22 protein-coding genes and 1 riboswitch are annotated in these 20,951 nt (G+C 61.6%); of the genes, 19 read left to right on the plus strand and 3 right to left on the minus strand.

What is annotated here, in order from left to right; all coding sequences use genetic code 11:
• Position 1: 1 nt before the first annotated feature.
• Positions 2 to 868 (minus strand): hypothetical protein, encoded by an 867-nt coding sequence (locus BUC08_RS10735; RefSeq protein WP_037923941.1) that lies wholly within the window; start codon positions 866 to 868, stop codon positions 2 to 4.
• Between the two features lie 108 nt (positions 869 to 976).
• On the opposite strand from BUC08_RS10735, the gene miaB reads away from it, so the two are divergent.
• The 8 genes from miaB (at position 977) to metK (ending at position 8,857) form a co-directional block, all read left to right on the plus strand.
• On the plus strand, positions 977 to 2,314 hold the full coding sequence (miaB, locus tag BUC08_RS10740; RefSeq protein ID WP_037924618.1) for a tRNA (N6-isopentenyl adenosine(37)-C2)-methylthiotransferase MiaB: 1,338 nt from the start codon (positions 977 to 979) through the stop codon (positions 2,312 to 2,314).
• A 253-nt stretch (positions 2,315 to 2,567) separates the two neighbouring features.
• On the plus strand, positions 2,568 to 3,104 hold the full coding sequence (locus BUC08_RS10745; RefSeq protein ID WP_051539778.1) for an OmpA family protein: 537 nt from the start codon (positions 2,568 to 2,570) through the stop codon (positions 3,102 to 3,104).
• Between the two features lie 22 nt (positions 3,105 to 3,126).
• Positions 3,127 to 3,417: a hypothetical protein gene (locus tag BUC08_RS10750; protein ID WP_397467038.1), complete on the plus strand. Its 291-nt coding sequence runs from the start codon at positions 3,127 to 3,129 to the stop codon at positions 3,415 to 3,417.
• A 159-nt stretch (positions 3,418 to 3,576) separates the two neighbouring features.
• Complete coding sequence (locus tag BUC08_RS10755) at positions 3,577 to 4,611, plus strand: PhoH family protein (protein WP_081855342.1); 1,035 nt, start codon at positions 3,577 to 3,579, stop codon at positions 4,609 to 4,611.
• A gap of 81 nt (positions 4,612 to 4,692) precedes the next feature.
• Positions 4,693 to 5,190: an rRNA maturation RNase YbeY gene (gene ybeY / locus BUC08_RS10760; protein ID WP_037924613.1), complete on the plus strand. Its 498-nt coding sequence runs from the start codon at positions 4,693 to 4,695 to the stop codon at positions 5,188 to 5,190.
• A 16-nt stretch (positions 5,191 to 5,206) separates the two neighbouring features.
• A complete protein-coding gene (locus tag BUC08_RS10765; protein WP_037923937.1) occupies positions 5,207 to 6,124 on the plus strand; it encodes a hemolysin family protein in 918 nt (305 codons plus the stop codon).
• Positions 6,121 to 7,614 carry an apolipoprotein N-acyltransferase gene (gene lnt / locus BUC08_RS10770; protein ID WP_224769687.1) on the plus strand — a complete coding sequence of 498 codons (1,494 nt, stop codon included), beginning with the start codon at positions 6,121 to 6,123 and terminating at the stop codon, positions 7,612 to 7,614. The genes BUC08_RS10765 and lnt overlap by 4 nt, the downstream gene beginning before the upstream one ends.
• A 9-nt stretch (positions 7,615 to 7,623) precedes the next feature.
• Positions 7,624 to 7,671, plus strand: a riboswitch (SAM-SAH riboswitch).
• 4 nt (positions 7,672 to 7,675) lie between these two features.
• A complete protein-coding gene (gene metK / locus BUC08_RS10775) occupies positions 7,676 to 8,857 on the plus strand; it encodes a methionine adenosyltransferase (protein WP_037924609.1) in 1,182 nt (393 codons plus the stop codon).
• Between the two features lie 90 nt (positions 8,858 to 8,947).
• On the opposite strand, the gene BUC08_RS10780 is transcribed toward metK, so the two are convergent.
• Positions 8,948 to 9,262: a putative quinol monooxygenase gene (locus BUC08_RS10780; RefSeq protein WP_037923935.1), complete on the minus strand. Its 315-nt coding sequence runs from the start codon at positions 9,260 to 9,262 to the stop codon at positions 8,948 to 8,950.
• Positions 9,263 to 9,363: 101 nt separating this feature from the next.
• On the opposite strand from BUC08_RS10780, the gene trmB reads away from it, so the two are divergent.
• Positions 9,364 to 10,065 carry a tRNA (guanine(46)-N(7))-methyltransferase TrmB gene (trmB, locus tag BUC08_RS10785; protein WP_037923932.1) on the plus strand — a complete coding sequence of 234 codons (702 nt, stop codon included), beginning with the start codon at positions 9,364 to 9,366 and terminating at the stop codon, positions 10,063 to 10,065.
• Positions 10,066 to 10,110: 45 nt separating this feature from the next.
• Here the strand turns inward: trmB and BUC08_RS10790 are convergent, their stop codons facing one another.
• Entirely contained in the window at positions 10,111 to 11,493 is a 1,383-nt protein-coding gene (locus BUC08_RS10790; RefSeq protein WP_037923929.1) for an NAD-dependent succinate-semialdehyde dehydrogenase, read from the minus strand.
• Positions 11,494 to 11,608: 115 nt separating this feature from the next.
• Between BUC08_RS10790 and aroA the strand changes: the two genes are divergently transcribed.
• The 10 genes from aroA (at position 11,609) to trpB (ending at position 20,927) form a co-directional block, all read left to right on the plus strand.
• Positions 11,609 to 12,961, plus strand: coding sequence for a 3-phosphoshikimate 1-carboxyvinyltransferase (aroA, locus tag BUC08_RS10795; RefSeq protein WP_037923926.1), 1,353 nt, complete (start codon positions 11,609 to 11,611; stop codon positions 12,959 to 12,961).
• Positions 12,954 to 13,478: a hypothetical protein gene (locus BUC08_RS10800; RefSeq protein WP_037923923.1), complete on the plus strand. Its 525-nt coding sequence runs from the start codon at positions 12,954 to 12,956 to the stop codon at positions 13,476 to 13,478. Before aroA ends, BUC08_RS10800 begins: the two co-directional genes overlap by 8 nt.
• Positions 13,475 to 14,089 (plus strand): (d)CMP kinase, encoded by a 615-nt coding sequence (locus BUC08_RS10805; RefSeq protein WP_037923921.1) that lies wholly within the window; start codon positions 13,475 to 13,477, stop codon positions 14,087 to 14,089. Before BUC08_RS10800 ends, BUC08_RS10805 begins: the two co-directional genes overlap by 4 nt.
• Before the next feature lie 4 nt (positions 14,090 to 14,093).
• Positions 14,094 to 15,092, plus strand: a complete 999-nt coding sequence (locus BUC08_RS10810) for an aldo/keto reductase (protein ID WP_037923920.1) — start codon at positions 14,094 to 14,096, stop codon at positions 15,090 to 15,092.
• Between the two features lie 216 nt (positions 15,093 to 15,308).
• Entirely contained in the window at positions 15,309 to 16,988 is a 1,680-nt protein-coding gene (gene rpsA / locus BUC08_RS10815) for a 30S ribosomal protein S1 (protein WP_073194204.1), read from the plus strand.
• A 289-nt stretch (positions 16,989 to 17,277) separates the two neighbouring features.
• Positions 17,278 to 17,562, plus strand: coding sequence for an integration host factor subunit beta (gene ihfB / locus BUC08_RS10820; RefSeq protein WP_028958446.1), 285 nt, complete (start codon positions 17,278 to 17,280; stop codon positions 17,560 to 17,562).
• Positions 17,563 to 17,913, plus strand: a complete 351-nt coding sequence (locus BUC08_RS10825) for a LapA family protein (RefSeq protein ID WP_037923915.1) — start codon at positions 17,563 to 17,565, stop codon at positions 17,911 to 17,913.
• Positions 17,914 to 17,922: 9 nt separating this feature from the next.
• Complete coding sequence (locus tag BUC08_RS10830; protein WP_037923913.1) at positions 17,923 to 18,582, plus strand: phosphoribosylanthranilate isomerase; 660 nt, start codon at positions 17,923 to 17,925, stop codon at positions 18,580 to 18,582.
• Between the two features lie 22 nt (positions 18,583 to 18,604).
• Entirely contained in the window at positions 18,605 to 19,633 is a 1,029-nt protein-coding gene (locus BUC08_RS10835) for a hypothetical protein (protein ID WP_037923911.1), read from the plus strand.
• Positions 19,634 to 19,694: 61 nt separating this feature from the next.
• Positions 19,695 to 20,927, plus strand: coding sequence for a tryptophan synthase subunit beta (gene trpB / locus BUC08_RS10840; protein WP_037923908.1), 1,233 nt, complete (start codon positions 19,695 to 19,697; stop codon positions 20,925 to 20,927).
• The last annotated feature ends 24 nt before the right edge of the window (positions 20,928 to 20,951 follow it).

A 20,951-nucleotide genomic window follows, 5' to 3' on the forward strand; every position in this document is an offset into this window, starting at 1 on the left:
CTTAGAACCATTGTCCCGGTTCCATCAGCCCCAGATCCAGCAATTGCCGTGAATGCCATTCAAACGGCGCCGAGTTGTGCCATTTGAACGTGGGAATATCAAAGGTGCTGCCGGGATTGCGCTTGAGCGCCTTGGCGGTGCGGAAGGACACGATCGCTGCCGTGATGTTGTGGTGCCACGGGCAGGCAAAGGTGTTGTATTCCTCGACGTTGAAGGTGTGGTCCTCGCGCAGGCGCAGCTTGGGGGCGGCACGGAAGATCGCGATCCGGTCGATTTTCCGGCGGGCGGCGGGCACGTGTTCTTCGTAACGCCAGCGCAGGCCACCGAAGAAATCCAGCTGTCGTTCCCGCGGATGTCCGGTGGCCGGGTCCTTGCGGGCCAGAGCGTAATAGCCCGAACGGTCCAGAAAGGCATGATCCAATGAGACCGCATCGGGATAGGTGTTCAGATCCTCCGCGTATAGATCCACAACATAGGTCAGCATCGCCGAGCGCCGTTCCTCGGTGTGAAAGGCCAGCATCTCGCCCACGCTACGGGTCTCGCAAAACGGGTGGAAGAGGTATTCGGCGTTGTAGCAGTAGAACATCCATTGCCCGATGGCAGCGTCATTGATCCGGTTGACGGCCTGTTGGACGGCACCCTCAAGGGTCACGTCATAGGTGATGCGGATGATGCTCTCGTCCAGATCACGTGGCAGCGTGAAATCCTTTGGCATGAAGGCCAGCACCGCCGCGAACCCCAGTTGCTGGTGGTGGCGCAGGGTCGTGGCGACCTCGACATCGTCCTCGACCATGATCAGGGCAATCGGACCTTTGGCCAGAACGGCGCCTGCGTCCTTCATGAATTCATCGAGAGAGGGGTACAACATTCTGGGGCCTGTCCGTTTTGTGCAAAGTCCGACAATCTGGCTCTCATTGCAAGATGCGCGCCTTGCTGATAGCACCCCGCAGTGACCCCAGATGCCCGGATGCCCGTCATGACACAGACAAAACCCGCACCGAAGAAACTGTTTATCAAGACCTACGGGTGCCAGATGAACGTCTATGACAGCGAACGCATGGCCGAGGCGCTGGGCGGGCAGGGCTATGTCGAAACCGCAACGGCGGCAGATGCCGACATGATCCTGCTGAACACCTGCCACATTCGTGAAAAGGCAGCCGAGAAAATCTACTCCGAACTGGGCCGCTATCGTGATCTGAAGGACGAGAAACCCGACCTGATGATCGGCGTTGCCGGCTGCGTGGCGCAGGCCGAAGGGGCCGAGATCATGCGCCGCCAGCCGCTGGTCGATCTGGTGGTCGGCCCGCAAAGCTATCACCGCCTGCCCGAAATGGAAGCCAAGGCGCGTCAGGGAGAAAAGTCGCTGGATACGGATTTTCCCGAAGAGGACAAATTCGAACGGCTGAAATCGCGCCCCAAGGCGGCGCGCGGACCCACCGCTTTTCTGACCGTGCAGGAAGGCTGTGACAAATTCTGCGCCTTTTGCGTGGTGCCCTACACCCGTGGCGCCGAAGTCAGCCGCCCCGCTGCCCGCATCCTGGATGAGGCCCGCGATCTGGTGGAACGCGGCGTGCGCGAGATCACACTGCTGGGCCAGAACGTCAACGCCTATCACGGGGCAGGGCCGGACGGATCGGATTACACATTAGCCAAGCTGATCTGGGATCTGGACAAGGTCGACGGGCTGGAGCGCATCCGCTTTACCACCAGCCACCCCAACGACATGACCGACGACCTGATCGAGGCACACGGCACCTGCGCCAAGCTGATGCCCTATCTGCACCTGCCCGTGCAATCGGGCAGCGACCGTATCCTGAAACGGATGAACCGCAGTCACACCGCCGAAAGCTACCTGCGGCTGATCGAACGCATCCGGGCTGCGCGGCCCGATATCGTGATGTCGGGCGATTTCATCGTGGGTTTCCCCGAAGAGACCGAAGCGGATTTTCAGGCCACGCTGGATCTGATCGAAGAGGTCAGATACGGCTATGCCTATTCCTTCAAATATTCGACCCGCCCCGGAACGCCGGCCGCCGAGCGCCCCCAGGTCGACGCCGCCGAAGGCGATGCGCGCCTGCAGCGCATCCAGGCTCTGATCACGCGTCACCAGCGTGAGATCCAACAGGAGATGGTCGGCCGTACGCTGAATGTCCTGTTCGAAAAACCGGGCCGCCAAAAAGGTCAGATGGTGGGAAAGTCGGATTATCTGCACGCAGTCCATGTCGATGCCGATGACGTGACCCCCGGCGAAGTGCGCCCGGTCAGAATCGTGTCATCCGGCACCAATTCCCTGGGCGGCGTGTTGCTGGATTGATCCCCACGGCTGTGTCCAAATATGGCATAAATTTGAACTTCACCCCCTAAGTGTGGCGAAAATAGCCACAATATGCGGTTAAAGCGACTTCACACAGCGGAAAAACTTTCCTACTCTGAAACAGTAGTAGCAAAGCCCCGAGCTGCCAGTTTTTTATTTCCGGGTCTTTGCGGGGGAACATTTGATAAGGGACAGGGCTGTGGGTTACACACTTTCCAAAACCACAAGTGCATTTATGCGCGTGGTTTCTGCAATGGCCGTCGCACTTGCGACGGTTGTTGTGTCGGCGGCGGACGTCGATGCGCAGACGCGATCGCAAGGAGGCCGCGACCGTGGCCAATATATTCCAACCATCTGGGTCGATCCGGACGGGTGTGAACACTGGGTCATGGATGACGGCGCCGAAGGTTATATGACACCCCACGTGTCGCGTCAGGGTATTCCTGTCTGCCGCCGGGGCAATGTCTGCGGCGTGATGGAAACCGACCAGTTCTTTGCCACCGACAGCTACCGCATTTCGGCGGCAGGCAAACAGCGTCTGGCCCAGTTCTTCCAGAGCACCGGTGCCACCAGCTATATCATCACAGGCCACACCGACAGCCGCGCCTCGGACGCCTATAACATGCGTCTGTCGCTGAACCGCGCCAATGCGGTTGCTTCGGTTGCACAATCCACCGGCGCCCGTATCGCCGATGTGCGTGGCTACGGCGAGCGTATGCCCGCGGCTCCGAACAACTCGGCGGCGGGCATGGCCAAGAACCGTCGTGTCGAAATTATCTGTATCCGTTGAGGGGACCATTATTGTGAAACGCATTGCACTTTCGCTGAGCTTGTGTGCCTTCGGCCTTGCCGCTTGCGGCACCGGGTATTCGCCAGATAAAACCGTCGACCGTGGCTTTGACAGCAAGGACCTGAGCCAGCTCAAGGCCGGCATCTGGGTTGATCCCAACGGCTGCGATCACTGGATCATCGACGATGGTCTGGAGGGGTATCTGTCCCAGCGTCTTGATAAATACGGCAAACCGGTCTGTTCTGGCATCGCCGCACCCACGCAAACCGTGGGCGATTTCAAGCGCGGCTCCAGCGTGTTGGACCCGAACTAAGGCGACGCATCGTCTCCAACCGATTTTCAAAGGGCCAGAGCGCAATCCGCTCTGGCCCTTTTTCCATCTGTGGCGTGAAATTCTTGTAAATTGATGGAAAAAGCGAACCGTCACAGTTGCGCCGCCCGTGCAAACTTGCGACGCTACATCAGACCCCTGATGCAGGAGCAGGCATTGGCCACAGGCGCCCCACTAACCCCGATTGACACCGCTCCACCAACCGAGACGCTGGTGGAATTCCCTGACAACAGATTGCTGATCGACCTGTGTGGTCCTTATGATCGCAATATCACGGCCATCGAATCCGCGCTTGAGGTGCAGATCGTCCGGCGCGGCAACCATCTGGCTATTCTCGGCCCCGCTGATTCCCGTGCCCGTGCGCTGGAAGTGATGAACGCGCTTTATCTGCGCCTTGAATCGGGGCGCGAGGTTGAGACCGGCGACATTGACCGCGAATTGCGTATGGGCGGCGGATCAGACGATGCGCGTCGGCCGATGCTGGGCGACCAGATGGAAATGCCCGTCGGTCACAAGGTCGAGATCAAGACCCGCAAGAAACCGGTCGAACCCCGCACCGAGGCGCAAAAGGCTTATGTGCAATCGCTGTTCGACAACGAACTGGCCTTTGGCATCGGTCCCGCCGGCACCGGCAAAACCTATCTGGCCGTTGCTGTGGGCGTGTCGATGTTCATCGGCGGTCATGTGGACAAGATCATCCTCAGCCGTCCCGCCGTCGAGGCGGGCGAGAAGCTGGGCTATCTGCCCGGCGACATGAAGGACAAGGTCGACCCCTACATGCAGCCGCTTTACGACGCGCTGAACGACTTTTTGCCGGGCAAGCAACTGGCCAAGCTGATCGAAGAGAAACAGATCGAGATCGCGCCGCTGGCCTTCATGCGGGGCCGCACGTTGGCCCGCGCCTTTGTTGTGCTGGACGAGGCGCAGAACGCCACGACCATGCAGATGAAGATGTTCCTGACCCGCCTTGGCGAAGGCTCGCGCATGGTCATCACCGGTGACCGTACCCAGATCGACCTGCCGCGCGGTCAGGCATCGGGCTTGCAGGACGCGGAACGGCTGCTCAAGAACATCCCCAAGATCAGCTTCAACTACTTCACCTCGAAAGACGTGGTGCGCCACCCCCTTGTGGCGGCGATCATCGAGGCATACGAGGCAGACTCACAAACGGGCTGATCCTTCTTTTGGCCGTAGATATTCCGGGGGTCCGGGGGCTGGCCCCCGGAATGCGACGTGAACCATACGATCGATATCGCCATGGAAGACCCCCGCTGGGAACAGGCGGGGCTTCAGGCCTTGGCTGATCGCGCGGCACAGGCAACTTTTGCACACCTTCATATCACCGAGGCTGAAATCGCGATCCTTGCCTGTGACGATGCGCGTATCGCCGAGTTGAACGCCGATTTCCGCGCCAAGCCGGTGCCCACCAACGTGCTCAGCTGGCCATCGGACGAGCGTGGGGCCGAGGAAGAAGGGGGCGCGCCGTTGCCGCCCGAACCCGATCCCGACGGCACGCTGGAGCTGGGTGACATCGCCATTGCCTATGATACCTGTGCCGCCGAGGCCGCGTCCGCCGGCAAATCCCTGCCGGATCACGCAACCCATCTGATCGTGCATGGTATTTTACATCTGTTGGGCTATGACCATATACGTGACGGCGATGCCACGGTCATGGAACGGCTGGAAGTCGAAATACTTGGCAAACTGGGCCTTGATGACCCATACTCGCCGCAATTGGCAGATCCCTCTGCTTGAACTGGATAAGGACCCGATGGGCGACAACGACGACGGATCGTCTGAGGCAGCGCAAAGCGCGCAGTCTGAGACAGACATAGAACCCCCGCAGACCGACACGCCGAAATCCGGCGGTTTTCTCTCTCGCGTATTCGAGGCGCTCAGCCCCTCTGACGGCGATTACGGTGATACGGACACCGTGTCCGACACGCCGCCCAGCCGCAGCGGGCACGGCATGATCAACCTGCGCCGTATGCGTGTGGAAGACGTGGCCATTCCAAAGGCTGATATCGTTGCGGTGCCCAGCACCATCTCGCTGGACGAGTTGGTCGAGGTGTTCAAGGACAGCGGAATGACCCGTTTGCCCGTGTTCGAGGGCACGCTGGACACGCCGTTGGGCTTTGCCCACCTCAAGGACCTGGCGCTGCTCTACGGATTCAACGGCGACCGGGGCAAGGATTTCATCCTCGAAGACATGATTCGCCCGCTGCTGTTCGTCCCGCCGTCGATGACCATCGGTGTTCTGCTGACCAAAATGCAGACCGAACGGCGGCACATGGCGCTGGTGATTGATGAATACGGCGGCGTTGACGGACTTGTGACCATCGAGGACCTGATCGAACAGGTCATCGGCGAGATCGAGGACGAGCACGACGTGGACGAGGGCCAGTTCTTCAACCTCGACGCTGCGGGCGACGGGTATCTGGCGCTGGCCAAGACCCCGCTCGAAGATTTCGAGACCGAGATCGGCCAATCGCTGACCGACCACGAGGACGTGGACGCCGAGGAAATCGATACGCTGGGCGGGCTGGTCTTTATGCTGGCGGGCCGCGTACCTGCGCGTGGCGAGGTTGTCGTGCATCCCGAAGGCCCGGAGTTCGAAGTGATCGACGCTGATCCGCGCCGGATCAAACGGTTGCGGGTGCGGCTGCCGGGGCAGGACGACGACGCATGATGATCGCCGCATGGCTTGCGGCGCGCACGGTGTGGCAGTGGATCTTGCTGGCGCTGGGCTGTGGGGCTGTCATGTCCCTGGGGCAGGCGCCGGTCGATCTGCCTTTGCCGATGATGCTCGGGCTGTTGGTCAGCTTTGTGTTCTATACAGGGGCCGCGCGCGCCGGTCGGGCAGGGCTGGTCGGCTTTGTCATTGGCTTTGCCTATTTCGTGCTGACGCTGACCTGGCTGACCGAACCGTTCCAGATCGACGCGGCCCGCGATGGCTGGATGGCGCCCTTTGCGCTGGCGGGCATGTCGGCACTGTTGGCGGCATTCTGGGGCGTGGCCTTTTCCCTGGCGCGGCGGTTGCGCACAGGCGTGATGGGACTTGCGGTGCTGTGGCCGCTGGCCGAACTGGGGCGCGGCTATCTGTTCACCGGATTTCCGTGGGGCATGTTGCCACAAGGGCTGCTCGATACGCCTGCTGCGCAGGCTCTGGCGTGGGTTGGTCCTTATGGGCTGATGCTGTTGCTGTGCGCGGGGGCGGCAGTGCTGGTGTGGTTGATCGACCGTCCGCTGTTGGTCCTGCCGCCTGCCGCGGTGGCGCTGGCCGCCGTGCTTTGGCCGATGAGCTTGCCCGCGCCACAGACAACCGGCCAAATGGTGCGCCTCGTGCAGCCCAATGCACCGCAGGAGGAAAAGTTCGACCCAGAGAAGCTGCCGGTTTTCATGAATCGATTACTGGAAGCCACGGCGGCCGAACCGCAGCCTGATCTGGTGGTCTGGCCGGAAACCGCCGTGCCGTATCTGCTGGAATATGCCCAGCCGGTCTTTGACGAGATTGCCATCGCGGCGCGTGGTGCGCCGGTGGTGCTGGGCATCCAGCGGCGCGATGAGGACTGGTACTATAACTCGCTGGTCGTGGTGGACGGCAACGGGCAGGTGACGGACACATACGACAAATACCACCTGGTGCCCTTCGGTGAATACATGCCGCTGAGCGATCTGGCGTCCAAGCTTGGCCTGCGCGGTCTGGCCGAAGCGGTGGGCGGATACGGTCGAGGGCCGGGGCCGCGCATGATCGACCTGGGCGCGCTGGGACAGGCACTGCCGCTGATCTGCTACGAGGCGGTCTTTGCGCAGGATGTCGGCGCCGCGCCGACCCGCCCCTCGTTCCTGATTCAGATCACCAATGACGCATGGTTCGGCCAGCGCGCAGGTCCGCAGCAGCATCTGGCACAGGCGCGGATGCGGGCGATTGAACAGGGGCTGCCGCTGGCGCGTGCGGCCAACACCGGTATTTCCGCGATGATCGGTCCGCGTGGCCAAGTGCTGGAGAGCCTTCCCTTGGGCGTTGCGGGTCATGTGGACGCCGATTTGCCTGCGCCCCTGGCGCCGACAGTTTATGCACGCACCGGCGATATGCCGCTGTTGATCGTGTTGCTCTTGGGGTGGGGCGTCCTTTTGGCACGCCGCATTTCGATTGACGCACCCCGTCGTCGTCCATAAACCGGACAGGACGTGTCACAACGGCTTCCTGGCGTGACACATGATTTCAATGGAGCACTTCATGTCCCGACAGAATTACATTTTCACCTCGGAATCCGTTTCCGAGGGACACCCTGATAAGGTGTGCGACCGCATTTCCGACGCTGTTCTGGATGCGCTGCTGACTGAAGAACCCGAAGCGCGTGTCGCCTGCGAAACCTTTGCCACCACCAACCGCGTGGTCATCGGGGGCGAGATCGGCCTGTCGGATCAGGATAAACTGCACGAATACATGGCGCGGATCGAAGACATCGCCCGCGACTGTATCCGTGACATCGGCTACGAGCAGGACAAGTTCCACTGGGAAACCTGCGAGATCACCAACTTGCTGCACGAACAGTCCGCACATATCGCCCAAGGGGTGAATGCGGCCACTGACAAGGAAGAGGGCGCAGGCGATCAGGGCATCATGTTCGGTTTCGCCACCAATGAAACAGACGCGCTTATGCCGGCGCCGATCCTCTATGCCCACGCGATCCTGAAACGGCTGGCCGAAGTCCGCAAGGACGGCACCGAACCGACCCTTGGCCCTGATGCCAAAAGCCAGCTGTCCGTGCGCTACGAAAACGGCAAGCCGGTGGGCGTGTCGTCACTGGTTCTGTCCACGCAGCATCTGGACCCCGACCTGACCAGCGCCGACATTCGCGCAATCGTGGAGCCCTACATCACCGAAGTGCTGCCCGAAGGCTGGCTGACCGACGCCACGAAGTGGCACGTGAACCCCACGGGCAAGTTTGTCATCGGCGGCCCCGACGGCGACGCTGGTTTGACCGGTCGCAAGATCATCGTGGACACCTATGGCGGTGCAGCCCCGCACGGCGGCGGTGCATTCTCAGGGAAAGACCCGACCAAGGTGGACCGCTCGGCGGCCTATGCGGCGCGCTATCTGGCCAAGAACGTCGTGGCGGCAGGGCTGGCAGAGAAATGCACGATCCAGCTCAGCTATGCCATCGGTGTCAGCAAGCCGTTGTCGATCTATTGCGATACCTTCGGTACGGGGGCGGTAAGGCCCGCGGACATCGAAGCGGCGATTGATAAGGTGATGGACCTGACCCCGCGCGGTATCCGCGAGCACCTGAGCCTGAACAAACCGATCTACCAACGCACGGCGGCCTACGGCCACTTTGGTCGCGCACCGGATGCGGATGGCGGGTTCAGCTGGGAAAACACCGATCTGGTCGAGGCTTTGAAAGCCGCCGTCTGAGCGCGCTGCCTTGGCGCCTTTGGCGCTTGCCGGGGTACTTGGGGCGAAAAGAAGCGGGGCGGTGCCGGTGGGCGCCGCCCCTTTTCATGATCAGGCGGGGCTGAGCACATGAATCTTGCGGTCGGCGATCATGTCTTTTGTCGCCCTGCCATAGTCTTTCATATGGGGCGCGACCGCATGGGCCATCAGCGCATCAAGGCTGGCCCAATCCTCGATCACCATGAAGGTGTCTTCACCGATGGGGGTTTGGAACGGACCCACATCCGGCGTGTCCGTAACCGCGCGGTAGCTGATGCAGCCGTCTTCGGCGTGCACGGCGGGCACGTTGGCGTTGAATTTCTCCAGAAGTTTGGCGCGCTGGCCGGAGTTGGCGGTGATGACGGCAACGACGTGGACATGGCTCATGGGGCTCTCCTCTTTCCTGTGCCCAAGGCTAGCAGCGCGCACGTTGCGGGGAAGCGATACGTTGCGTTGCGCATTTCAAAACTTGGCGCTAAACCGCCGCCATGAACACACCCACACGCCCCCACCGCAATTTTTATGGCCGCCGCAAGGGCAAGCACCTGAAGTCGAGCCAGGAAGGCTATCTTGACCAGGACCTTGCCGCGCTGTCGCCGGGGCCGGTGGATTGGGACGTGAACCCCGACCGCACGCCGCTGGATTTACAGGGGCTGTTCGGAGGCAAACCTGTCTGGCTGGAAATCGGCTTTGGCGGCGGCGAGCATATGGTGCACCAGGCCGCCGCGAACCCCGACGTGGGGATCATCGGCTGCGAGCCTTATATCAACGGCGTGGCGATGTTGCTGGGCAAGATCCGCAAGGCCAAGGTGGACAATCTGGCGGTCTATCCGGGTGACGTGCGCGACATGTTCGACGTGCTGCCCGAAGCGTCGATTGACCGTGCGTTCCTGCTGTATCCCGACCCCTGGCCCAAAGCGCGGCATCACCGGCGCCGGTTTGTGACGCCCGAACATCTGGAGCCGCTGGTGCGCGTGATGAAACCCGGCGCAATCTTTCGCGTGGCGACGGATATTCCCGATTATGTACGGCAAACGCTGGAGCAGGTGCCGGGGCACGGGTTTGAATGGCTGGCCGAGGGACCGGACGACTGGCGCGTGGCTTGGGATGACTGGATTTCGACCCGCTACGAAAAAAAGGCACTGCGCGAGGGGCGCGTGCCGCATTATCTGACGTTTCGGAAAAAGTAGGGATCGGGGGGCCAAAGCGCCCCCCGAGTTCATTTCAAGCGGTGGTCATTCGTCCATGATCAGGACAGCCTTGGCGTTGGTGAATTCCAGCATGCCAAAGCCGCCGTGCTCGCGGCCATAACCTGAATCCTTCACGCCGCCGAAGGGCATGTTCGGTGTCGCCAAGCCAAAGCCGTTGATGAACACCATGCCTGTGTCGAATTCGACCTCTGCCAGTTCCTGCGCACGTTTCACATCGCGCGATATGATGCCGCCGCCCAAGCCGAACTTGCTGTCATTGGCGATGCGCATGGCGTCCTCATCATCCTTGGCGCGGATCAGGGCCGCGACGGGGCCAAACAATTCGTCGTCATAGGCAGGCTGGCCCGGCTGGACGTTGGCCAGAACGGTCGCGGGATAGAAGTATCCGTTACCGTCGGGTATTTCACCGCCGCACAGGATTTCGGCACCCTTGGCGACCGATTGCTCCACCTGCTTGTGCAGATCGTCGCGCAGGTCCTTGCGGGCCATCGGACCGATCCCGGCCTCCTTGCCGGTGGGATCGCCGTAGGTCACGGCTTTCATCGCCTTGACGAAAGCCTCGCGGAAATCGTCATAGACCGCGTCCGAGACCACAAAGCGTTTGGCCGCAACGCAGGTTTCGCCGTTGTTATAGGTCCGGCCCGTGGCACAGATTTGCGCGGCTTTCTCGACATCCGCATCTGCCATGACAATGTAGGCATCGTTCGACCCCAGTTCGAGCACGGTTTTCTTCAGCACCTTGCCCGCCTTGACCGCAATGTCGCGACCTGCAGCGGGGCTGCCGGTCAGGGTGACGCCGCGCACCAACTCATGTTCGATCACGGCGTCGGATTGGTCATGGCTGATGATCAAGGCTGAGAATAGGCCCGCGGGCAGTCCCGCATCCGCATAGATTTCATCCAGCATCTGGCCCGATCCAGCGACGTTCGAGGCGTGTTTCAGCAGCACGCCGTTGCCTGCCATCAGGTTGGCGATGGAATAGCGCACGACCTGATAGGCGGGAAAATTCCACGGCTGAATGCCGTACACGATGCCGATGGGTGCGTGAACCACGCGGCCACGGCTGCCGCTTTGAATCTCGCGTTCCTCGCTTGCCAATACCTTGGGCCCGTTTTCGGCGGTATAATCACAGATGGCAGCGCACAGATCGATTTCCTGCTCGGACTGGCTCAGTAGCTTGCCCATCTCTTGGGTCATCAGCGCGGCCAATTCGTCCTTGCGGTCGCGCAGGCCCTGGCCGATGGCCTTGATCACTTTTCCGCGCTCTTCGTGCGACTTTAGCCGCCAGTCGCGGAATGCCGCGTGGCAGGCCTGGATGCGCGATTCCAGTTCGGCGTCGTCCAGATAGGTGTGGGTGGCGATTTTGGCACCGGTGGCGGGGTTTGTGGTGTCGAATGAATGGGTCATGAAGCTCTCCTACTTGTTGGGGACCCAACGCGAGGGGCTGGGGCATGTTCCGTGCATGGACGTGACGGAAACGAGCGGCTAAGACTTGGCGCGAACACGAAACCAAGGAATTGCCATGTCCAGCCACGGTGCCCCCATCCCTATGACCTCGCGCGCCTGCGGTGCGCTGACCGGAACGGCGCAGGTGCCGGGCGACAAGTCGATCTCGCATCGCTCGTTGATCCTGGGTGCCCTGAGCGTGGGCGAAACCACGATCACCGGATTGCTGGAAGGGCAGGACGTGCTGGACACGGCGCGCGCGATGCGTGCCTTTGGCGCCGAGGTGACGGATCACGGCGGCGGCAGCTGGTCGGTGCACGGTGTCGGCGTCGGGGGCTTTGCCGAACCGGATCAGGTGATTGACTGCGGCAACTCGGGCACCGGCGTGCGGCTGATCATGGGTTGTATGGCGACCTCGCCCATTTCCGCGACGTTTACCGGCGATGCCAGCCTGAACGGCCGTCCCATGGCGCGGGTGACCGATCCGCTGGCCTTGTTTGGCACACAATCGGTGGGCCGCTCGGGCGGGCGTCTGCCCATGACCATCGTGGGTGCGGCCGAGCCTGTGCCAGTGCGCTACGTCGTGCCGGTGCCGTCGGCGCAGGTGAAATCGGCGGTGCTGCTGGCCGGGCTGAACGCCCCCGGCAAAACCGTGGTGATCGAGACCGAGGCGACCCGCGACCACACCGAACGGATGCTGGCAGGCTTTGGCGCGGAGATCACCACCGAGATCACCGACGAAGGCCGCGTCATCACCCTGACCGGTCAGCCGGAGTTGAAGGCCCAGCATATTGACGTACCTCGCGATCCGTCGTCCGCAGCCTTCCCGGTCTGTGCAGCGTTGATCGTGCCCGGCTCGGACGTGCTGGTGCCCAACATCGGCCTGAACCCGACGCGGGCAGGGTTGTTCACCACGTTGCGCGAGATGGGGGCGGACCTGACCTATGAAAACGAACGTGAAGAGGGCGGCGAGCCTGTGGCCGACCTGCGTGCGCGGTTCTCCCCCGATCTGAAAGGCATCGAAGTGCCCGCCGAACGTGCCGCCAGCATGATCGACGAATACCCCGTTCTGTCGGTCGTCGCGGCCTTTGCCAACGGCAAGACGCATATGCCCGGCGTCAAGGAACTGCGCGTCAAGGAAAGCGACCGGATCGACGCGATGAAGGTGGGGCTTGAGGCCAACGGGATCACCGTCGAGGACGGCCCCGATTGGTGGACTGTCACCGGATTGGGCCACGGCAACGTGCCGGGTGGGGCGACCTGCGCCAGCCACCTGGATCACCGCATTGCCATGTCATTCCTGGTGTTGGGCATGGCAACGCAGCGGCCCGTGTCGGTGGATGATGGCGGGCCGATCGCCACCTCCTTCCCGATATTCGAGCCGCTGATGGGGGGCCTGGGTGCCGCCATCACGCGCAGCAATGGCTGATCCGCTGCCCCGCTGGTTCGGCCCGCTTTTGTGGGCCACGATGCTGGTGTTCGCGGCGATGGCATGGACCGCGACCCGCAGCCTGACGCCTGCGCCCGAATGGTCGGTGTTCGATGCGCGCGTTTTCGGTTACGATCTGGACTATGCGCAGGGTTATATCGCGGCCTTGCGCATAACAGACGGGATCGAGGTCTATCTGGGCCGACAGAGGATGCTGGACACGGTCTTTCCGGCGTTGTTGTCCGCGGTTTTGCTGGTGGTGATCCGGGCGCGGTTTCGCGGCGTCGCACAGATGGGCCTGGGCGCGCTGGTGCTGTTCTATCTGGGCGCGGATTACATCGAGAACATGCGTGTGGCCGCGATGCTGCGGACCGCACCCGACGCGCTGACCCAACAAATGGTGCAGGCCGCCAGCCTTGCCACCGTGCTGAAATATGCGTTTCTCGCCCCCTGCCTGATCGCTGCGCTCGTGGTCTATGTTCAGGGGCGCATTGCGCAATCGGAAGGAAGTTCATGACCGAACCGTTCACAATCGCCATCGACGGCCCAGCAGCCGCAGGCAAAGGCACGATCTCCAAGGCCGTGGCTGCGCATTTCAACATGGCGCATCTGGACACCGGGTTGTTGTACCGCGCCGTGGGTGCGCGGATGCTGTCAGGCGAGGATGCCGTGACCGCCGCCCGTGCGCTGGTGGCCTCGGATCTGGACAACGACAGCCTGCGCACGCAGGCGGTGGCGCAGGCCGCAAGCCAGGTGGCTGTCATCGCGGAGGTGCGTGCCGCGTTGCTGGATTTCCAGCGTGCCTTTGCCCGCAGGGCCGGGGGGGCCGTTCTGGACGGGCGCGACATCGGCACGGTGATCTGCCCGCAGGCCGAAATAAAGCTGTTCGTCACCGCCAGCGCCGAAGTGCGCGCCAAGCGGCGCTATGACGAGCTGGTCCAGCGCGGACAGCCTGCCGATCTGGATGCGGTCACCGCTGATGTCAAAGCGCGCGATGCCCGTGACATGGACCGCGCCGAGGCGCCGCTGCGGCCTGCAGACGACGCGGTGCTGATCGATACCTCCGACAAGACCATAGACGAAGCGGTGGCCGCAGCCATCGCCGCTGTGAAAAAAGTGAAAGGATGATCCGATGAAGATGCGCAAGCTGGGGGCACTTGGCCCGGAGATTTCCGCACTTGGTTATGGCGCCATGTCCTTTGCCGATTTCTACGGCAAGGCAACCGAGGAGGGCAGCCACGCGATCCTGGACATGGCGCGCGATCAGGGCGTGACCCATATCGACACATCGAATGTCTATGGCATGGGCCAATCCGAAAGCTTTATCGGCAGCTATCTGGCCGCCAATCCGGGCGCGCGGGATGCATTCCACATCGCGACAAAGGCTGGCATTTCGAAAGACGCAAGCGGCAACCGTTGCTTTGACAACACCCCTGCGCATTTCGAGGCCGAACTGGACAAAAGCCTCAAGCGGCTCGGCGTCGATCACGTGGACCTGTATTATTGCCACCGCCGTCAGGCCGACATCCCGATTGAAGAGGTCACCGGCACGCTGGATGCGCTGCGCAAAAAGGGCAAGGTCAAGGCCATCGGCTTTTCCGAAATCGCCCCTTCGTCCCTGCGCCGTGCGGTGGCCGTGGCCCATGTGGATGCGGTGCAGTCGGAATATTCCCTGCAAACCCGTTTCCCCGAACTGGGGCTTGTGCAGGCTTGCGCCGAACTAGGCACGGCGCTGGTCGCCTTTTCTCCGGTCGGGCGCGGGCTGTTGACGGACACGCCTGCGACGGCAGAAAAGGCAGCGGGCCTGCCGTTCCTGCGCACCAACCCGCGGTTCCAATCGCCGAACCTCGAGGCGAACCTTGAAATTCTCAAGGGGTTCCGGGCGCTGGCCGCCGAGATGGGCGAACCCACGGCGGCCCTGTCGATTGCCTGGCTGCTTGCGCAGGGTGACCACATCATCCCGATCCCCGGCACCCGCCACACCGCATTCTTCCGCGATCTGGTGCGCGGCGCCGAATTGCAGCTCAGCGCCGACGACCTGGCCCGCATCGACGCGGTGCTGCCCGTCGGCTGGTGCCACGGCGACCGCTACAACGCGGATCAATGGAACGGTCCGGAACGCTATTGCTAGGGCAGGGTGGCGCTTGGACCTTGCGCACAAGGCCCAAGCCCGCTATACGCGCGCCTGTCAGCAAGGTGAACACACCGCAAGGCATCGAGATGAGCAGGGTCGGAACACCTCCGGCCCTCTTTGCTTTGCCGCTCACCTGACCAACGAAACCCTCAAGACCGGCGGAGACAACCGCACGGCCCGAAAACAAACGTAGATTAGGAAACCAGAGACCACATGGCTCAATCAACATCTATGGAGGAATTCGAAGCCCTCCTGAACGAAAGCTTCGAAATGGACACACCCGAAGAAGGGTCTGTCGTAAAAGGCAAAGTCATCGCAATTGAAGCGGGCCAAGCCATCATCGACGTCGGCTACAAGATGGAAGGCCGCGTTGACATCAAAGAATTTGCAGATCCCGGTGAACAGCCCAAAATCGCCCCCGGCGATGAGGTCGAAGTGTTCCTGCGTCAGGTCGAAAACGCGCGTGGCGAAGCCGTCATCAGCCGCGAAATGGCCCGCCGTGAAGAAGCATGGGATCGTCTCGAAAAAGCTTACGCCGACGACACCCGCGTCGAAGGTGCGATCTTTGGCCGTGTCAAAGGCGGCTTTACCGTTGATCTGGGCGGCGCGGTTGCGTTCCTGCCCGGTTCTCAGGTTGACGTGCGCCCCGTGCGTGACGCAGGCCCGCTGATGGGTCTGAAGCAACCCTTCCAGATCCTGAAAATGGACCGTCGCCGTGGCAACATCGTTGTCTCGCGTCGCGCCATCCTGGAAGAATCGCGTGCCGAACAGCGCGCCGAAGTCATCGGCAACCTGACCGAAGGTCAAACCGTCGAAGGCGTGGTCAAGAACATCACCGAATACGGTGCGTTCGTTGATCTGGGCGGCGTTGACGGCCTGCTGCACGTCACAGACATGGCATGGCGCCGGGTCAACCACCCGTCGGAAATCCTGTCGATCGGTGAATCGATCAACGTTCAGGTCATCAAGATCAACAAGGACACGCACCGCATTTCGCTGGGCATGAAACAACTGCAGGAAGATCCGTGGGATCTGGTGGCTGCCAAATATCCGCTGGAATCGGCGCACACCGGCCGCGTGACCAACATCACAGACTACGGCGCATTTGTTGAGCTGGAGCCGGGTGTTGAAGGTCTGGTTCACGTCTCGGAAATGTCCTGGACCAAGAAGAACGTGCACCCCGGTAAAATCGTGTCCACCTCGCAAGAGGTTGAGGTCATGGTTCTGGAAATCGACAGCGCCAAGCGTCGCGTTTCGCTGGGCCTGAAACAGACCATGCGCAACCCGTGGGAAGTGTTTGCAGAAACACACCCCGAGGGCACCGAAGTCGAAGGCGAAGTCAAGAACATCACCGAATTCGGTCTGTTCGTGGGTCTGCCGGGCGACATCGACGGCATGGTTCACCTGTCCGACCTGTCCTGGGACGAGCGTGGCGAAGACGCCATCCAGAACTACCGCAAGGGCGACATGGTTCAGGCCGTCGTTTCGGAAGTTGACGTCGAGAAAGAGCGCATCTCGCTCTCGATCAAAGGCGTTGGTGGCGACAAGTTCGCAGAAGCGGTTGGCGGCGTGAAGCGCGGCTCGATCGTGACCGTGACCGTGACCGCGATCGAAGAAGGCGGCATCGAAGTGGAATATGAGGGCATGAAATCCTTCATCCGCCGCTCCGACCTGTCGCGTGACCGTGCCGAGCAACGCCCCGAGCGCTTTAGCGTTGGCGACAAGGTTGATGTGCGCATCACCAACGTCGACAACAAATCGCGTCGTCTGGGTGTGTCGATCAAGGCACGCGAGATCGCAGAAGAGAAAGAGGCCGTCGAACAGTATGGTTCCTCCGACTCGGGCGCATCGCTGGGCGACATTCTGGGCGCCGCGCTGAAAGGCGACGATTGATCCAGCCCTGCCTTCGGGCAGTTGGTATAAACTATGACATAGGGCCTCGCATCTTCGGATGCGGGGCTTTTTTCTGTCCGAATCATCGCGACCGCCAGCGGCGCGGTTTTTGAGCGCGGCCTTGCCTTGTTGATGGGCAATGGTGTCCAAACGCGATTTTCTCACCCGAAACAGCGCCTTCGCCCTGCAAATTCTTGCTTGCTGCTTGCGCTACCTGTTTCCGCAATTGATTTTTGTTCCTATAGTCACCTCTTGTGACAAGCGCGAATAACGCCCCGGGGGGACAAATATGATCCGGTCTGAACTTATTCAGAAAATCGCAGACGAGAATCCACACCTGTATCAGCGAGATGTCGAACGGATTGTGAATACAATTTTTGAGGAAATCACCGGAGCCATGTCGCGTGGTGACCGGGTCGAGCTGCGCGGCTTTGGAGCGTTTTCCGTAAAACAGCGCGATGCACGTGTCGGACGGAACCCACGCACGGGTGAAACCGTTCACGTAGAAGAAAAGCATGTGCCATTCTTCAAAACCGGCAAGCTGCTTCGAGACCGACTGAACGGAAACGACTGAATGCGCTATATTCGTTATGCCTGCATCGCGATTTTCGCGATTGCCCTGATTGCCGTTGCCCTCGCCAACCGCGAGGTGGTGACTCTGAAAGTGCTGCCTTCAGAGGTGGCAGGCTATTTCGCGTTGAACCCGTCCATCCAGTTGCCGATGTTTCTGGTGATCTTCATGGGCATCATCGTGGGGCTTCTGGTCGGTTTTGTCTGGGAATGGATGCGTGAACATGCGGTCCGCGCCGAGGCATCGCGCAAGGGCCGCGAAGTGCGCAAGCTTGAGCGCGAAGTGAAGCGCCTGAGAGGCGAAAAGCACGAGGGCAAGGACGAGGTTTTGGCCCTTCTGGATGAAGCGGGCTGACCGGTTTTTATGTCACCTGACATAGCTGTAAAGATCTGTGGGCTGCGGGCGGCGGCCGATGTTGCCGTGACCGCGGCGTCAGGGGCTGCCTATTGCGGTTTCGTGTTCTTTGCGAAATCTCCGCGCAACCTGTCGTTTGATGCGGCGGCAGCGCTGGCGGTGGACGCGCCTGTGGGGCTGGCCAAGGTCGCCCTGACCGTGGATGCCGACAACGCCTTTCTGGACGCCCTGACCGCACAAGTGCCGTTGGATATGTTGCAACTGCACGGGCACGAAACCCCGGCGCGCGTGACCGAGGTCAAGGCGCGTTATGGGCTTCCGGTGATGAAGGCAGTTGGCGTGGCGGATGCGTCCGACCTGTGGGCATTGGACAGCTATCTGACAGTGGCCGACCAGATCCTGGTGGACGCCAAGCCGCCACGCACCGCCGCGCTGCCCGGCGGCAACGGGCTGTCGTTTGACTGGCGTCTGATCGCAGGCCGTCGCTGGCCGGTCCCGTGGATGCTGGCGGGCGGGCTGACCCCGGACAACGTGGCCGAAGCGATCCGGGTCACCGGCGCACGGCAGGTTGATGTATCATCCGGTGTCGAATCCGCGCCGGGCGTCAAGGACGCGGACAAGATCGCGGCCTTCTGCCGTACGGCGCACGCTGCCCCTGTGCGGGTCTGACCACCGGAAAGGGCAGAAACCTATGGCACGGCTCATTCTGCATATTGGACATGGAAAAACCGGCTCCAGCGCGCTGCAATCGGCGCTGGCGCTCAGCACCGATGCGCTGGCGGCACAGGGCATCGTGTATCCTGACCATGCCTCTCTTGCGCAGGCCCGCGCGGGTCAGATCACCGCGGGAAACGTGAACGGGCGCACGCTGGTCGCCACCGCAAAGGCAGCGCTGAAGCGCAGCGCGCAGGATGTGCTTTTGTCCAATGAAAGCCTGATCCACTTTTTCCTGAACGATCCCGACCTGCTGTCCCGCGTCGCAAACCTTGGGGTTCCTGTTCAGCTGATCCTGTATGTGCGCAACCCTTTCGACCACGCCTGTTCAGTCTATGGTCAAACCGTCAAGCGCGGGGGCGCGGATATCAGCTTTGACGCTTTTCTGGCGGGCTATCCGACACCGTCAAAGGTGCGCGAAATGATCCGGCTTGCGGACCGGGCCGGTGTCGATCTGACAGTCATCAATTATTCCAATCATGCCGCTGACATCCTGCGCAGCCTGACCGACGCACTGGGCGTGCCTGCCGATACGCTGACACCGGCGGCAGCCGGGCGGGTCAACCGATCGCTGACACGTTCGGAAATGGAACTGCAACGTATGTTCAACCGCCACTGGGGCCGCCGCAGCAGCCGGTTCGTGTCGGACGCCCTGTGCAACGCCTTGCCAGAAATCCGCGCGGACAGGCCGGTTGCATCAGCGCGGGCGCTTGATGCCTTTGTTGCGCGCCAAACCCCCATCGTGACCGAAGTGAACGCGCTGTTGCCACCCTCCGAGGCCTACAGGCTTGAGGTGCCGGGGGACGCGCCCGGGACCGAAGACCAAAGCGACCTGACATTCACGCCTGAGCAGATGGAGGTGCTGGTCCAGGCCATTTCCGAACGCATCCCCAATGTGCTGGAAAACGACCGCTGGCACCGGCTGTTGATCCGTCTGCGCGGCGGACAGCATGGCAGCGTTCTGAAAAGCTTGAAAAGCAAGATTACAGGCCGCAAAAACGGCTAGTCCTTTACACGCAGGGCGCTGAAAGCTAGGTCCAAGTCTACACCAGACAGGAGCAGCCCCGATGGCGAACGATCTCTTCAATTCATTCATGACCGGCCCCGACGAACAGGGCCGCTTTGGCGATTTCGGTGGGCGTTTCGTGTCCGAAACGCTGATGCCGCTGATCCTGAGCCTTGAGGAAGAATACGAGAAGGCCAAGACCGACGACAGCTTCTGGGCCGAGATGAACGACCTGTGGACGCATTACGTGGGCCGCCCGTCGCCGCTGTATTTCGCGGAACGGCTGACCGATCATCTGGGCGGTGCCAAGGTCTATATGAAACGCGACGAGCTGAACCACACCGGTGCGCACAAGATCAACAACGTGCTGGGCCAGATCATCCTGGCCCGCCGCATGGGCAAGACGCGGATCATCGCGGAAACCGGCGCGGGCCAGCACGGTGTGGCCACGGCCACGGTCTGTGCCAAGTTCGGTCTGAAATGCGTGGTCTACATGGGCGCGCATGATGTTGAACGTCAGGCGCCCAACGTGTTCCGCATGCGTCTGCTGGGGGCTGAAGTGGTGCCGGTGACCTCGGGTCGTGGCACACTGAAGGATGCGATGAACGACGCGCTGCGCGACTGGGTGACCAACGTACGCGATACGTTCTATTGCATCGGCACGGTGGCGGGTCCGCACCCGTACCCTGCGATGGTGCGCGACTTTCAGGCCATCATTGGCAAGGAAGTCCGCGAACAGATGGATGCCGCCGAAGGCCGTTTGCCCGATACGCTGGTTGCGGCGATCGGCGGTGGCTCGAACGCGATGGGCCTGTTTTTTCCGTTCCTTGACGACAAGGAAGTCAACATCATCGGCGTCGAGGCCGGCGGCAAGGGCGTGAACGCCAAGATGGAGCACTGCGCGTCGCTGACCGGTGGCCGCCCCGGCGTGCTGCACGGCAACCGCACCTATCTGTTGCAGGATGACGATGGCCAGATCCTCGAAGGGTTCTCAATCTCGGCGGGGCTGGACTATCCCGGCATCGGCCCCGAACACGCTTGGCTGCACGAGATCGGGCGGGCGAAATACGTCAGCATCACCGATGTCGAGGCGCTGGAGGCATTCCAGTTGAGCTGTGCGCTCGAAGGGATCATTCCGGCGTTGGAACCCAGCCACGCGCTGGCTCATGTGATGAAGCTGGCACCGACCCTGCCCAAGGATCACATCATCTGCATGAACATGTGCGGGCGCGGCGACAAGGACATCTTTACCGTGGCCAAGGCGCTGGGGTTCGAGATGGGGAATTTCGGCTGACAGGGGACTGGGGGCGCTGCCCCC

This window comes from Pseudosulfitobacter pseudonitzschiae (assembly GCF_900129395.1).
Taxonomy (GTDB): Bacteria; Pseudomonadota; Alphaproteobacteria; order Rhodobacterales; family Rhodobacteraceae; genus Pseudosulfitobacter; species Pseudosulfitobacter pseudonitzschiae.

What these genes read in the sequence shown, in the direction of transcription:
- BUC08_RS10735 (WP_037923941.1), bottom strand. Translation starts at nt 868, where the DNA reads ATGTTGTACCCCTCTCTCGATGAATTCATGAAGGACGCAGGCGCCGTT.
- miaB (WP_037924618.1), top strand. Translation starts at nt 977, where the DNA reads ATGACACAGACAAAACCCGCACCGAAGAAACTGTTTATCAAGACCTAC.
- BUC08_RS10745 (WP_051539778.1), top strand. Translation starts at nt 2,568, where the DNA reads ATGGCCGTCGCACTTGCGACGGTTGTTGTGTCGGCGGCGGACGTCGAT.
- BUC08_RS10755 (WP_081855342.1), top strand. Translation starts at nt 3,577, where the DNA reads ATGCAGGAGCAGGCATTGGCCACAGGCGCCCCACTAACCCCGATTGAC.
- ybeY (WP_037924613.1), top strand. Translation starts at nt 4,693, where the DNA reads ATGGAAGACCCCCGCTGGGAACAGGCGGGGCTTCAGGCCTTGGCTGAT.
- BUC08_RS10765 (WP_037923937.1), top strand. Translation starts at nt 5,207, where the DNA reads ATGGGCGACAACGACGACGGATCGTCTGAGGCAGCGCAAAGCGCGCAG.
- lnt (WP_224769687.1), top strand. Translation starts at nt 6,121, where the DNA reads ATGATGATCGCCGCATGGCTTGCGGCGCGCACGGTGTGGCAGTGGATC.
- metK (WP_037924609.1), top strand. Translation starts at nt 7,676, where the DNA reads ATGTCCCGACAGAATTACATTTTCACCTCGGAATCCGTTTCCGAGGGA.
- BUC08_RS10780 (WP_037923935.1), bottom strand. Translation starts at nt 9,262, where the DNA reads ATGAGCCATGTCCACGTCGTTGCCGTCATCACCGCCAACTCCGGCCAG.
- trmB (WP_037923932.1), top strand. Translation starts at nt 9,364, where the DNA reads ATGAACACACCCACACGCCCCCACCGCAATTTTTATGGCCGCCGCAAG.
- BUC08_RS10790 (WP_037923929.1), bottom strand. Translation starts at nt 11,493, where the DNA reads ATGACCCATTCATTCGACACCACAAACCCCGCCACCGGTGCCAAAATC.
- aroA (WP_037923926.1), top strand. Translation starts at nt 11,609, where the DNA reads ATGTCCAGCCACGGTGCCCCCATCCCTATGACCTCGCGCGCCTGCGGT.
- BUC08_RS10800 (WP_037923923.1), top strand. Translation starts at nt 12,954, where the DNA reads ATGGCTGATCCGCTGCCCCGCTGGTTCGGCCCGCTTTTGTGGGCCACG.
- BUC08_RS10805 (WP_037923921.1), top strand. Translation starts at nt 13,475, where the DNA reads ATGACCGAACCGTTCACAATCGCCATCGACGGCCCAGCAGCCGCAGGC.
- BUC08_RS10810 (WP_037923920.1), top strand. Translation starts at nt 14,094, where the DNA reads ATGAAGATGCGCAAGCTGGGGGCACTTGGCCCGGAGATTTCCGCACTT.
- rpsA (WP_073194204.1), top strand. Translation starts at nt 15,309, where the DNA reads ATGGCTCAATCAACATCTATGGAGGAATTCGAAGCCCTCCTGAACGAA.
- ihfB (WP_028958446.1), top strand. Translation starts at nt 17,278, where the DNA reads ATGATCCGGTCTGAACTTATTCAGAAAATCGCAGACGAGAATCCACAC.
- BUC08_RS10825 (WP_037923915.1), top strand. Translation starts at nt 17,563, where the DNA reads ATGCGCTATATTCGTTATGCCTGCATCGCGATTTTCGCGATTGCCCTG.
- BUC08_RS10830 (WP_037923913.1), top strand. Translation starts at nt 17,923, where the DNA reads ATGTCACCTGACATAGCTGTAAAGATCTGTGGGCTGCGGGCGGCGGCC.
- BUC08_RS10835 (WP_037923911.1), top strand. Translation starts at nt 18,605, where the DNA reads ATGGCACGGCTCATTCTGCATATTGGACATGGAAAAACCGGCTCCAGC.
- trpB (WP_037923908.1), top strand. Translation starts at nt 19,695, where the DNA reads ATGGCGAACGATCTCTTCAATTCATTCATGACCGGCCCCGACGAACAG.